At 60.0% G+C, this 13312-nt stretch carries 10 protein-coding genes; 8 read left to right on the forward strand and 2 right to left on the reverse strand.

From position 1 onward, the window contains the following. Nucleotides 1–68 precede the first annotated feature (68 nt). Both dnaN and dnaA read right to left on the reverse strand, forming a co-directional pair. Nucleotides 69–1193, reverse strand: coding sequence for a DNA polymerase III subunit beta (dnaN, locus tag NG701_RS02740; protein WP_252564315.1), 1125 nt, complete (start codon nucleotides 1191–1193; stop codon nucleotides 69–71). A gap of 529 nt (nucleotides 1194–1722) precedes the next feature. Beyond that, nucleotides 1723–3144 (reverse strand): chromosomal replication initiator protein DnaA, encoded by a 1422-nt coding sequence (gene dnaA / locus NG701_RS02745; RefSeq protein ID WP_252564317.1) that lies wholly within the window; start codon nucleotides 3142–3144, stop codon nucleotides 1723–1725. Between the two features lie 491 nt (nucleotides 3145–3635). Between dnaA and rpmH the strand changes: the two genes are divergently transcribed. The 8 genes from rpmH (at nucleotide 3636) to NG701_RS02785 (ending at nucleotide 9359) form a co-directional block, all read left to right on the forward strand. Further along, the gene (gene rpmH, locus NG701_RS02750; protein ID WP_003800212.1) at nucleotides 3636–3773 is read left to right on the forward strand and encodes a 50S ribosomal protein L34; all 138 of its coding nucleotides are present in this window, start codon (nucleotides 3636–3638) and stop codon (nucleotides 3771–3773) included. A 40-nt stretch (nucleotides 3774–3813) separates the two neighbouring features. Continuing rightward, entirely contained in the window at nucleotides 3814–4224 is a 411-nt protein-coding gene (gene rnpA, locus NG701_RS02755) for a ribonuclease P protein component (RefSeq protein WP_252564319.1), read from the forward strand. Beyond that, nucleotides 4217–4612 carry a membrane protein insertion efficiency factor YidD gene (gene yidD, locus NG701_RS02760; protein ID WP_252564321.1) on the forward strand — a complete coding sequence of 132 codons (396 nt, stop codon included), beginning with the start codon at nucleotides 4217–4219 and terminating at the stop codon, nucleotides 4610–4612. The genes rnpA and yidD overlap by 8 nt, the downstream gene beginning before the upstream one ends. Nucleotides 4613–4628: 16 nt before the next feature. Further along, nucleotides 4629–5609 (forward strand): membrane protein insertase YidC, encoded by a 981-nt coding sequence (gene yidC, locus NG701_RS02765; RefSeq protein ID WP_252564323.1) that lies wholly within the window; start codon nucleotides 4629–4631, stop codon nucleotides 5607–5609. Beyond that, nucleotides 5609–6175 (forward strand): Jag family protein, encoded by a 567-nt coding sequence (locus NG701_RS02770; protein ID WP_252564325.1) that lies wholly within the window; start codon nucleotides 5609–5611, stop codon nucleotides 6173–6175. Before yidC ends, NG701_RS02770 begins: the two co-directional genes overlap by 1 nt. Before the next feature lie 20 nt (nucleotides 6176–6195). Continuing rightward, nucleotides 6196–6846 (forward strand): 16S rRNA (guanine(527)-N(7))-methyltransferase RsmG, encoded by a 651-nt coding sequence (gene rsmG / locus NG701_RS02775; protein WP_252564327.1) that lies wholly within the window; start codon nucleotides 6196–6198, stop codon nucleotides 6844–6846. A gap of 86 nt (nucleotides 6847–6932) precedes the next feature. Beyond that, the gene (locus tag NG701_RS02780; protein WP_308291968.1) at nucleotides 6933–8000 is read left to right on the forward strand and encodes a ParA family protein; all 1068 of its coding nucleotides are present in this window, start codon (nucleotides 6933–6935) and stop codon (nucleotides 7998–8000) included. Nucleotides 8001–8066: 66 nt separating this feature from the next. Then, nucleotides 8067–9359 carry a ParB/RepB/Spo0J family partition protein gene (locus NG701_RS02785; protein ID WP_252564329.1) on the forward strand — a complete coding sequence of 431 codons (1293 nt, stop codon included), beginning with the start codon at nucleotides 8067–8069 and terminating at the stop codon, nucleotides 9357–9359. Nucleotides 9360–13312: the final 3953 nt, after the last annotated feature.

Consider the following 13312-nt stretch of genomic DNA (forward strand, 5'->3'; position numbering starts at 1 on the left):
GAACTGGTCAGCCCAACTAGGTCGCACTAAGTGTCGTTATGAGCGCCCATAACGACGTTTTCTGCTACCTAGTTGGGGAGGCGGACGGGCATGACCAGGTAGCGGTAGTCGTCCTGGTCCTCACCGTCGACATCTGCTTGGGCCGTGATCATGGCGGGCTTCGGTGCAGTGGTGAAGGAGAACCTGACGTACTTCGTTTCGATGACGCTCAGGCCTTCCACCAGGTAGTGCGGGTTGAAGGCGACGGTGATGTCGTCACCGGAGAGCTGGGCTTCGAGTTCTTCGGAGGCCTGGGCATCTTCGCCGGTGCCGGCGTCCAGGTGCAGCAGTCCTTCGGTGAAGGCGAGGCGAACCGGTGTGTTGCGTTCGGCCACCAGCGACACACGGCGGACGGCTTCCACAAGTTCCTGCGTCTGGACGGTTGCGTGGATGGGGGTGGAATCCGGGAACAGCGAGCGGATCTTGGGGTAATCGCCATCCACGAGCAGCGAGGTGGTGGTGCGGCCGCCGCTTTCGAAACCGATCAGGCGGCTGTCATCGTCAGCAAGCGCGAGGTTGATGTCGCCGCTGTTGCCAAGGGTCTTAGCCACTTCGTTGAGGGTTTTTGCCTTGACCAGCGCACTGGTGGAAATTCCCGGAGTGGTGGGCTTCCACGGCACTTCGCGCATGGCCAGGCGGTAGCGGTCGGTGGCCAGAAGCGTGATGAGGTCGTCCTCGATCTCCATCCGGACGCCGGTCAGGATCGGGAGGGTGTCATCCTTACTGGCCGCAATGATCACCTGGGACACAGCCTGGGCGAATGCTTCACCTGGGACAGTGCCGCTGATGGCGGGCAGCGCAGGCAGCGGCGGGTATTCGGCCTCGGGCATGGTGGCCAGGTGGAAGCTGCTGCGGCGGCAGGTCAGCGTCACTTTGTTGCCATCGGTCTCCACGACCACCGGAGCGGAAGGAAGGCTTCGGCAAATGTCTGCGAGGAGGCGCCCGGAAACGAGGATGGTTCCCTCGGCGGTGATGTCCGCGGGAATTTCCAACCGTGCGGAAGTCTCGTAGTCAAAACTTGAGAGGCTGACCGTGCCTGCTTCAGCCTTCAGGAGCAGGCCGGACAGCACTGGAACCGGCGGCCGCGGAGACAACGACCGGGCTGTCCAGGTGACGGCTTCTGCCAGGACGTCCCGTTCGACTCTGAACTTCACGGAAGGGTGCCGCCTTTCATTGCTGCTGCCTTGTCTGAACCGGAAAACTCCCACAGGGAGCCCAAAAGTAGTGGCGCCCCAACAACGGAACCTGCATGGTTCGTCGATTGCTGAACCACAAAGAAACCCGAGGATGGGAGCGCTGCTGACAGCTTAGCCGGAAGACGGCTGATTAACCCATCCCCGGTCAGGACGCCTGGGGTCCGGAGGCCCTTGGGCCTGGGCCGGTTCGGGGCGCGGATCGAGATTGTTATTTGAGGGAAATCAATTTCTTGGGATTAGTAGTGTTAATAACTGCTGTGGATACTGTGGATAACTCGATCCGGCCGCAGGATCCAGCGGTTAAGCCCTGTTCATGGATTGTGGGTGACGCAGGTTTTAAACAGGCTGTGGATGGGGATAACATTTTTTGGGTTTTCGCTGATCCACAGGCGGCTTAAGGGTTTTAAGCCCATTAAGCTCGGTTGTCCCCTTAAGTATCCACAGGCTTATCCACATGCACCTGTTAATAAGGTATAGAGGCGACAGCTCAGGAGTTGCGCTGCTGCTGCTTGATCCTGTTGGTGAGTTCGGTGACCTGGTTGTAGATCACACGACGCTCAGCCATCAGCTCACGGATCTTGCGGTCTGCGTGGATCACCGTGGTGTGGTCGCGGCCGCCGAGTTCCTGGCCGATCTTCGGCAGGGACATGTCCGTGAGCTCGCGGCAGAGGTACATTGCGATCTGCCGGGCGGTCACCAGCGTGCGCGTACGGGACTTGCTGCAGAGTTCCTCCATGGTGAGCTTGAAGTACTCGGCCGTCTGGATCAGGATCTGGCTCGACGTGATTTCCTGGGCGCCGTCGTCCGTGATGAGGTCCTTCAGGACCATCTCAGCCAACGCAACATCGACCGGCTGGCGGTTCAGGCTGGCGAATGCCGTCACCCGGATCAGTGCGCCCTCGAGTTCGCGGATATTGCTGGAGATCTTGGAAGCGATGTATTCCAGGGCATCGTCCGGGGCGGAGAGACCTTCGCTGAGCGCCTTCTTCCGCAGGATGGCGATGCGGGTCTCGAGCTCGGGCGGCTGGATGTCGGTGAGGAGGCCCCACTCGAAGCGGGACTTCATCCGGTCCTCGAAACCTGCCAGCTGCTTGGGCGGCAGATCCGAGGTGATGACCACCTGTTTGTTGTTGTTGTGCAGGGAGTTGAACGTGTGGAAGAACTCCTCCAGCGTCCGGTCCTTGCCGGCCAGGAACTGGATGTCATCGATCAGCAGCACGTCCACGTTGCGGTACGTGGTCTTGAAGCTGGCGCCTTCGTCATCGCGGATGGAGTTGATGAAGTCGTTGGTGAACTCTTCGGAATTCACGTACCGGACCCGGATTCCGCTGTACAGGCGGCGGGCATAGTGGCCGATCGCGTGCAGGAGGTGGGTCTTGCCAAGCCCGGAATCACCGTAGATGAACAGCGGGTTGTAGGCCTTGGCGGGCGCTTCGGCCACGGCCACAGCAGCTGCATGGGCAAAGCGGTTGGATGAACCGATCACAAAAGTATCGAAGACGTACTTAGGGTTGAGCCGGCCGAATTCGTGGGAAGTGCTCGGCAGCATCGGCTGCGGCTTCTGTTCGATCAGCTGGTCCGGCGAGTAGGAAGGTTCGACGACGGGTTCCGGCTCCTTGTGGAGCGGCACCAGATCGGTGTCCACGTCGATCGCGCAGCGGATGTCCTCGGAGAAAACGTTATGCAGGGCGTCATCCAGGGCGTCCTTGACCTGGGTCTGAAGGACTTCACGGGTCAGTTCGTTGGGAACGGCCACCAGGAGGGTGGATCCGATCAAGCCCTGTGCCTGGGCCAGGATGACAAAGCCCCGCTGCCGTGGAGAAACGCGGTCGTCCTGCTCGAGCAGGCTCACAACTCGACGCCAGGAACTTCCGACAGTATTGGCGTGGTTGGCTTCGTCTACTGTCATCAATCAGTTCCTCAAAACTTGCGTGCCTGCATTACGTGCAGCCCCAAGTCCCGAACCAGGATGCTGGTTCAGCTTCATCCACAGGGTTATGCACAGTCCGTGGATAATCGGCTACTGAGCCACTCTAGGGGAACAAAAGGCCAGAAGATAGCTGGGAAGTAGCTTGTGGATAATTACACCGTTGTGGTTCGAAAACAGCCCTGTGAGCCACTTCATCCACAGGCTGTGAGCCACTTCATCCACAGGCTGTGGGGCCAGGTTAACCACAGCCGGCGACAGGGACCCGGGGCTACCCCGGTTTGACTCTGGCAGGCATTTTGCCCTAACGTTGTGAAGTCCTTTGTGTACGCTTTTTGGCCCCTTCTGAATCTCTCTGGCGCACCGCGTTTGAGCAGCCGGGGGAAGTGTGCATATACAAAACTTAGCGTCGGCCAGTTCTTCCCTTTTTACTGATCGGGTGGGCGCACCTTTGATCCACTGGAGTAACTAACGTGAGCAAGCGGACTTTTCAGCCGAATAACCGCCGTCGAGCCAAGAAGCACGGCTTCCGCCTTCGTATGCGTACCCGTGCCGGCCGTGCCATCCTGGCAGCCCGTCGTGGCAAGGGCCGCACCGAACTGTCGGCCTAGATAACTGACTCGTCGGTTAACTTTTCTTTGCGAGTTTAAGGTGCTGGCCACCCGTAACCGTTTGAGGACTGCAACCGATTTTTCAACAACTGTACGTTCCGGTGTCCGCAATGGACGCCGGAACGTAGTGTTATATGCGGCAGCTATTGCTGCCGACGAACCCAGCCGGATCGGGTTCATCGTTTCCAAAGGTGTCGGGAACGCTGTGGTCAGGAACCTCGTTAAGAGGAGACTGAGAGAAGCCGGTGCTGCCTCGCTGCGCGAGTACGGTACCGGGTTCGCCATAGTGGTCCGGGCGCTGCCTGCGTCCGCTGCCGCCAGCTGGGATCAACTGCTGGCGGACTACAACGCCGCACTGGAATCAACAGTGAGCCGGTTGGGCAGCCGCCTTCCGCGGGCTGCTGTAAACGGGTCAACCGGTACAACACAGGAAGGGACACAGCGTGCGTAAGGTAACTGCCGCCGTCGTCCACTACCTTCATCCTGTTGCTGCCGCCGTGGGTACCTTCCTCTGGAACCTGCCCAGGAACATTCTTATTCTGCTGCTGATGGCCTACCGCAAGGTGATTTCTCCCTTGTATGGCCAGGTCTGCCGTTTCTTTCCTTCCTGCTCGGCGTACGCCCTTGAGGCGATCACTGTCCATGGGGCAATAAAGGGCAGTTGGCTTGCGGCCCGTCGCCTTGTGCGCTGCCATCCGTGGAATGCCGGTGGTGTGGACCATGTCCCCGCCGGCCACCGCCACTGGCCCGATCACCGGACCCCCACAATTGTTGTGCTGAACAACCCGGACAAGTACCTGGCTGCTCAGACTGATGGAGAAGGCCGCCTTGCGGCCTGACGAATAGGGATATCGTATGGACTTCTTTGAAACAATCATGTTTCCGTTCAAGTGGCTGGTTTCCATCATCATGGTGGGCTTCCACGAGGGCCTGAGCAGCATCGGGCTGCCTGAGGCTTCAGGCTGGACGTGGACGCTGTCCATCATCGGGCTGGTGCTGGTGATCCGTGCCGCCCTGATCCCCGTATTCGTCAAGCAGATCAAGGCGCAGCGTGGCATGCAGCTGCTCCAGCCGGACCTGAAGAAACTCCAGGACAAGTACAAAGGCAAGACTGACCAGCTCTCCCGCCAGGCAATGGCGCAGGAACAGATGGCCATGTACAAGAAGCACGGAACCAACCCGTTCTCTGCCTGCTTGCCCATGCTGATCCAGATGCCGTTCTTCTTCGCGCTCTTCCAGGTTCTGTCCGGCATCAGCACCGCCCGTGACCAGGGCAAGGGCATCGGGGCCATGAGCCACGAACAGGTTGTCCAGTTCGACGAGTCGAGCATTTTTGGTGCTCCGTTGTCGGCAACCCTGCTGCACGGAACGCCTGAGGGCGGCAACGTGGTGGCCGTGTGGACGCTGTCGATCGTGATGATCCTGGCCATGACGGCGTCGCAGTTCATCACGCAGAAGCAGATCATGGCCAAGAACATGTCTGAAGAGGCCATGGCCAGCCCGTTCATGCGCCAGCAGAAAATGATGCTCTACATCCTGCCCATCGTATTCGGTGTGGGTGGCATCAACTTCCCCATCGGTGTCCTCATCTACTGGACCACCACCAACCTCTGGACCATGGCGCAGCAGTTCTTCGTCATCCGCCGCATGCCGACGCCGGGATCCCCCGCCGCCAAGGCACTCGCCGAGCGCCGGGCTGCCAAGGGCCTGCCGGCCCTGCCCATTCTGGGCGGGAAGAAGGCCGACGCCGAAGCGGAGGCAGCTGCCGCAGCTGCGGTCATCGAGCAAAAGGGACAGCGCGTCCAGCCCCAGCGTAAGAACAGGAAGAAAAAGTAATGTCAGCCGAAAGCACCGAACACGCCCTTTCCGACGAGGTCATTGACGATCAGGACGAAGCCTCGACGGACGCCGATGATTCGCCCAAGGGATCCGCTGCCAGCCGCCTCGAAGAGGAAGGCGACGTTGCTGCCGATTACCTGGAGGAACTCCTTGATATCGCTGACATCGACGGCGACATTGACATCGAAGTCCGGAACGGCCGAACTTACATTTCCATCGTTGCCGAGGACGAAACCGATGGTCTCGACAGCCTCGTCGGCGAAGACGGCGAAGTCCTGGAAGCCCTTCAGGAACTGACCCGGCTTTCTGTCCTCTCCGCAACGGAGAACCGCTCACGCCTGGTCTTGGACATCAACGGCTACCGTCAGCAGCGCGCCGGGCATCTCCAGAAGATCGCCGAGGATGCGGCAGCTTCGGTCAAGGAGTCCGGCAAGGCCGTGGCACTGGAGCCGATGAGTGCCTACGAACGTAAAATCGTTCATGACGCCGTCGCTGACCTGGGACTCGTCAGCGAGTCCGAGGGCGAAGGCGCCGGGCGTCACATCGTAGTATCCGCAGACTAGAGAATGCTGAACCGCTAATCATGGTTGACATCACGGCAGCAGAATTGCTGGCGGCCGAGAAGATTTTCGGTGACCGCCTGGACCTGGCCAAACGCTACGTAGACCACCTGGCCACGTCCGGAACGGAACGCGGGCTGATAGGGCCGCGCGAGATCCCACGGTTGTGGAGCCGGCACGTCCTCAACTGTGCCGTCATCGAAAGCGAGATCGCGCACGGCAGCCATGTTGCCGACGTCGGAAGCGGGGCTGGTCTTCCCGGACTCTGCCTCGCCATCGCGCGGCCGGACCTTCAATTGACACTGATCGAACCGCTGGAACGCCGGGTGATCTGGCTCCAGGAAGTGGTCGACGATCTGGGCCTGACAAACGTCACAGTGATGCGGACCCGCGCTGAACTGGCAGTCGGCATGGTGGACGCTGATGTTGTGACTGCCCGTGCTGTTTCGGCGCTGAGCAACCTCGCTGGCCTGACCATCCCCCTGCTCGCCGGCAAGGGCGAGGTTGTGGCCATTAAGGGACGCAGTGCAGGCGAGGAAATCGAAAAAGCAGCGAAGGTCATCCGGAAACTCGGTGGTGTCCAGACATCTGTAGTGACTGTCGGTGAAAACCTCCTGGAGGAACCCACCACAGTGGTACGGATCGTCGTCAACAAGTCCCGAAAGATCTCCTAGTCCGGGCCCGGTAGCCTTGGTCTGCAGGGCGAAGAGGTTAGGCTAGACAACGGCAGCAAAAGCCGAACGAGAGTGAGTGTGTCCCAGTGACCAGTAGCGAAGCCTCCACACAACGGATACCCCCGTTCGTGTCTTTGGGGTCAGCACGATCAGTTGCTGGCATGGGATCCGCGCCGGGACGAGGGGAAAGTCACCCTAATCCGGTTTCAGAGATGGCAAATCTTGCCTCTGTTTCACGTGAAACAACAACGGGGGGCAGGATCAACGTCATGGACACCATGGACGACTCCAGTCCTATCGCCCGGGAGCTCGCGCACGAAACCAGGCGCCGCGAACGGCTGGTTGGCCGGAAACTTCCCAAGCCGGAGAAGACCCGTATCTTCACGGTGTCCAACCAGAAGGGTGGGGTCGGCAAGACCACCACCACCGTGAACATCGCCGCTGCCCTGGCCGCAGCCGGCCTGAACGTCCTGGTCATTGACATCGATCCCCAGGGCAACGCCTCGACCGCCCTCGGCGTCGAGCACCATGCCGATGTGGACAGCATCTACGACGTCCTCATCAACGATTTCCCTCTTGCTGACGTGGTGGCTCCCTGCCCGGACATCAGTAACCTGATCTGTGCTCCTGCCACCATTCACCTGGCCGGCGCGGAGATTGAGCTTGTTTCGCTTGTGGCCCGTGAACAGCGGCTCCGCAGGGCGATCGATGTCTATGCCAAGACCCGGGCGAAGAATGGCGAAGAACGCCTCGACTACATCTTCATTGACTGCCCGCCGAGCCTCGGGTTGCTCACAGTTAATGCCTTCTGTGCTGCCGGTGAGGTCCTAATCCCCATCCAGTGTGAGTACTACGCCCTGGAGGGCCTCAGCCAGCTCCTTAAGAACATTGAGATGATCCAGAAGCACCTGAATGCGGATCTGGTGGTCTCCACTATTCTCCTCACGATGTATGACGGCCGAACCAACCTTGCAGCCCAGGTGGCAGCGGAAGTCCGTCTGCACTTCCCCGAGCAGGTCCTTGGTGCTGTAGTCCCCCGCTCCGTTCGGATTTCAGAAGCCCCGAGCTACCAGCAGACCGTCATGACCTACGATCCTTCCTCCAGTGGAGCCCTGTCTTACCTGGAAGCCGCAGCCGAAATCGCTGAACGCTAGAATCTTCAAGAACTGCAACAACCGGAGTCCGACAAGGTCTGGCTCTTCCATCGGAGGGATTTATCCATGAGCGAAAAGCGACGTGGCCTAGGCCGCGGTCTTGGCGCACTCATTCCAAGTTCCGCCGGTAGTGCGTCGGGCAACGGCAGCGCTGTGTCGCGGCCTGTGGATCTCTTCTTCCCGGAAGGCCGTAAGAAAGTCGCTTCCTCTGACGATGCTTCAGGGAACGGTGGGGCAGCTTCAGATGCATCATCTTCCGAGTCGGTTGCGCCGGCTCAGGCCAACGACGCATCGGTAACGAAGAAAACAGCCGCGCCGAGAACGGCCTCCCCCGCGAATCCGCCAGCCAAGGCAGCAGACAAGCCGCCGGCCGCTAAAGTTCCCGCCAAGGCTCCTGCGAAAGCTCCGGTAAAGGGCGGTGCAGCTACATCGACGGTGGACCCTGCGCCCGCGCCGGTTGAAGGCGCGACTGACGAGTCTGCATCCGAGGCACCTGAAGCCCTGAGCAGTACGCCGGACAACGGTGTTGATCTTGTGGAAGTCCCCGGCGTGCGTTTCGCCGAGATTCCGGTCACCGACATCCATCCGAACCGTAAACAGCCCCGCTCAGTCTTCGATGACGATGACATGGCGGAGCTCATCCACTCCGTGCGCGAGATCGGCGTCCTCCAGCCAATTGTGGTTCGTACTTCAACCGAAGAAGGTGGAGAACCGTACGAGCTGGTGATGGGTGAGCGTCGCTGGAGGGCAGTACAGGCGGCCGGGATGGCGACCATCCCTGCCATTGTCCGGGACACCACTGATGATGACCTCCTCAGGGATGCACTGCTGGAGAACCTGCATCGAAGCCAGTTGAACCCGCTGGAAGAGGCGGCGGCCTACCAGCAGCTGCTTGAAGACTTCGGAACCACTCACGAGCAGCTTGCGGACCGCATTGGCCGTTCACGTCCCCAGGTTTCGAACACGCTGCGTCTCCTCAAACTTCCGCCCCTGGTTCAGCGTCGTGTGGCGGCCAGCGTTATTTCCGCTGGCCACGCGCGCGCGCTGCTCGCCCTGCCGGATGCAGCAGCCATGGAACGCCTCGCCCAGAAGATCGTGGCTGAAGGCATGTCTGTTCGGGCAACCGAAGAGGCCGTCACTCTCTATCAGGATCCTGCGAAGCCTGCCAAGAACAACATCCCTCGTCCGGGAGCCCGCCATGAGCGCCTGGACTATCTTGCATCCTCGCTGTCAGACCGCTTAGACACCAACGTCAAGATTTCCCTGGGTGTCCGCAAGGGGCGAGTCAGCATTGAATTCGCCAGTGTTGAAGACCTGAACCGCATCATGGAAGTTCTTGCGCCAGGATCTGAAAACTAGCGTTCCGTGTTCAAAGAAGGGCCTGTTTCACGTGAAACAGGCCCTTCTTTTGTCTGTATCGACGCCATCTTTGCACTCCGGAGCTGATACTGGCTGTGACCATTGTGGTTGTGAAGCGCCGCGGAAGCCAGAGCCCGCGGTTCGTATGGCGTACGCCGGAGCCCGATGGAATAGTTCTTGGTTGTGGGACGCGAGTTTGGCTCTGTCCACTGCCTTGAACTCCTCCAAGGACTGGACTCCTCCAACGAGTGGCGCCTCTGCTTGTGTTCCTACGGCAGCGGTGGAATTCTGTGGCTCGGGTTTGCTGACCCACTGGAGGTGGGCACTGGGAGAGATAAAGGTGGTGGAGCCGCCAACTCTCAAGACGAGCAGTCAGGTACGAGTGGAGGAGTCGGCGGAACGCTGGACACTACGATGCGACTCTTGATGCTGTGCACCCAGTGGGTTCCGTTGCTCCGAACAGTCAAGAATGCGTCGATTCACACAATTTCCATCGGTCGGTGCGGTGCTCATCCTGCGAAGCGGCGGGAATCCCGTGTTCGTTGCTCTTGCCCCGTTCTCTTCCAGGGAGCTGGTGTGCAGCGTGCGCACCCGTGCAGCTGTTGGCCTCAGCCTCCGGCTGGCTCGTTGACTACGGGGATGCGCCAGGATGGGCGTCTGCCCCGGACCTGTCGCCAGATAGTATTCTGACCTTCAATCTGGTTCGGCAATATCCGGGTTCGACAACGTCAGGTTCAGATGGGAGGGCGCCTCTCGGTGGCTGTTTCACGTGAAACATCAACAGGGTAAGTGCCGGATCTAGGCGGCGGCTTCATCGAGAACGAACATGAAGTTGGTATGACCTAGAGGTCACGACGCATGATGTCGCCAACGCGTCATCTGATCTGCGGCTGCGGTGAAGTGAAGTCCGGTTTGCAGCATCCGAGGGACTTCGCCGGCAGCCAGGGACGGACAGAAACACTCCTTCAGAGGCAGTTCACTGAGGTTCGTGAAGGTAGCCGAGATTGCTTAGCAGGCTCGGCCTGCGCCCCAGTGGTCTTCCAATGGGTTTCACGTGAAACATCGCGACGAGTCCAGCGCCCCGTGCCTGGCATCTCCCCATGGCCCGACGGCGCCAGTGAGCCGGCTGCGTCAGGGATTCAATGACCACAGCCCGGAGTCGATTCAATGACCACAGCCCGGAGTCCGTCCTATCTCGACCGCCGAAGGAACAGATGGTTTGGCGTTCTTGGAGTGTATGGCTCAGAACCGATGATGGTCTTTTCACGCAACGAGGATGACGCCGCCCCACTCCCCTCGCCGGCCGTGTCGAGTCCGCTGCAGGCAGCGTGCTGCTGAACTAGCGGATGGCGGCCCGGGGCTCAGGGGACCTTGGCAGGCCGTCCAGAGGGCCAGCATCCAGAGGCGGGACATGGCCGGGGGCACGGCATGTTCACGTCCGTGGTGGCCCGACCCTGGCGCCTCAGTTTCATCCGACGGGAAGCTAGCCTGGGTAGAACACTTCCAGGAGCATCCGAGGAGCCGTGAGCTGACAGCCAGCGTCGATCCCTGGGCTTGGGGCAGCTCAGAAGAGACGGGCTAGGGCGGCGCTGCGGGCCGCCGCCGAAGCACGGGTAGTCTCTGTAGGAATGCAGGCAGGTACGATCTTGGCCCCAACGGTCTTTTCGTCGAATAGTTTTCTGCGGAGATGGGAAGTCGACGGAATCGAATCTGCAGGGCGCCTCGATACACACGAATCTCAGGAGTGCGCATCGATCCCCTGCCTTGGCCAATAGGGCCGCCGGCTGCCTCATCTGGAACCACTACCCATGGGCAGGACTGCGACATTCCAAGACGTCACAGCATGACGCTGGGCAGCTCGCCATAGTGCGTTTCTAGACCAGCTCCACGACTTGGCTTCGCCCCCTCCAGGACCTGACTGCAGGGTGGACAGAACAGGCCCAGTCTCGGAGTGTCCGGGAGAGGAAGGAATTTGGAAGCCGAGTCGTCTTTCTGTGCAGCAGTTCGGGACAGACGGGACTGTTCGGAAAGGTACGGATCCGATCGGGTAGCGACCACAGTAGCAACCACGTCCGGCCATGGCCCGGCCGAAGATGAATCAGCTTTAGCCAGTCGGACAGGAGTCTGGTTTAGGGGAAAGAGACTGCCGAAAGACTATGAGTCTTCGGCCCACTCTTCATCATGGTGCGCGGCAGACTTCGCCACAACAGTAGATGGAGCCAAGACAGCCTTGGGCCCGTAGGTGTGAACTGGGCGGTGGATATCGCTGTGGATAACTTTGTGGATAGATTGCGTGGTGGCAGGCATCACGAAAAGATTCTGCCCACACCAGCAGATCCTGAAACGAGTAGTCCGCACGCGCATCGGATAGCGTCTGCAGTACCGTTTCACGTGAAACATTACCGAGGCCGATCCAGACTCTCTTTCGAGACGGAAAGCGACGTCAATAGTTGGATTTCCGGCGATATTTCCAGTCCTATGTGAACAAGCGCTTCTTCCGTGGTAGTTGTCCTGGGAGAAGCGCCGGCTTGGGTGTGTCGGCTGATCTCAAGTCCCGCCCTAGGGGTACTGCATCCACGATTTGCAGGCCGGTGGATAAGCCTGTGGATATAGGTGTGGATAACATTTGGGGATAACTTCGAATTCGGTGGAACATCAACGCGATGGAACCCTCCGGTCGAACCGAACAGTCACACTTCAGATGGATACGATTCCGTCACCCGCTGACATTTATCACCTGGTCTAGCCCTTTGCAGGTGGAGTTGGTCGGGCATCTAGGGCTCCGCCGTTCGACCAGGAATGCCGGCATGAGCCAGCTGATTCATGACCTGCCCTAGCATGCGTTTGCAGCTGGATGCCTGTTGCCTTGCTCAGACGCGCATCCTATCGGCGCATTCCGATGCGTGCCGTTCCGGTCGGGACTGCAGTGCGGACTGACATGTTGACGACCGAGCAGGCGGCTTCGGTACCGTCCTTGGCTAATGATCGAGCAAGGCGGCTCTGGTACCGTCCTTCGCTGACTGGACGGCAGCCGTAGCGATCTTGCGAACAGAGATGTGCGTGGCGGCGAAGCCACAGCGCCTATTTGGGCCACGGGCAGATACACGGCGATCACCTTCTTCCAGACCAGGTTCAGGCTGACGGTCCCCCAACGATGCAGGAGACCGCAGGGCTTGGGCGAGGGCTCAGCCGTCACGCAAACGTGCCTAGGGCCCGGCGGCAAGATTGGGTGCGCCTTGCCGTGTAGAGCATACCTGGGCATGGAGAATGCGCCCTCGAGTGCCTTCGTGTGCCGGGGCTGTGCATGGGTGCTCCGCGTATACACGAACTGTCGATCATGGCGCAACGAGCTTGATGTGGGGTTGCGGCCATCTGGCAGTTGGCCTCAGAAGTTAGCATCCAGCACATGCGAGGCCGGTGTCCTGAGCATCCCATCCCGAGAAGGCATGGACGACGTTTTCGCTCAGTTCGTTTCACGTGAAACAGTACGCTCGAGGTGCTGCCATCCACGAAGTCGTCGCCGGGGCCGAGACTGTTTCACGTGAAACAGTCTGGCGTGGAAGAGCATCTGTGTCCTCATGCCGGCTTTGCTGGCCCGCACCAGTGTCGCGCAGGAGGTCTCCCGGTATGGTCCCGTTGAGACGAGTACGGCCTTGTCAAGGGAAGAGGCCGGAACAAGTGTGTGTCGAGGCGGTCGTTGGGCGAGGCCCAGGGCAATATCTGACTTAGACTATCTCCGCATGTGCTGCCCTTCGCCATCGGCATCAATGGACACCTGTCACAATTGGACGATGAGCCCCGAATGGGCCAACCCGAGCGGTGAGCACAGGTCGATTGCGCGACGCGGGGCCTCCGTGCGGCTCCCGAACCACCATCCGAGGCTGGAGGTAGCGGCGGATGGGCTTTGTGAGTCTCCAGGCCCACGGTCCAGAATTCGTCCGTAGGCAACTTGT

This window comes from Pseudarthrobacter cellobiosi (assembly GCF_023913815.1).
Taxonomy (GTDB): Bacteria; Actinomycetota; Actinomycetes; order Actinomycetales; family Micrococcaceae; genus Arthrobacter; species Arthrobacter cellobiosi.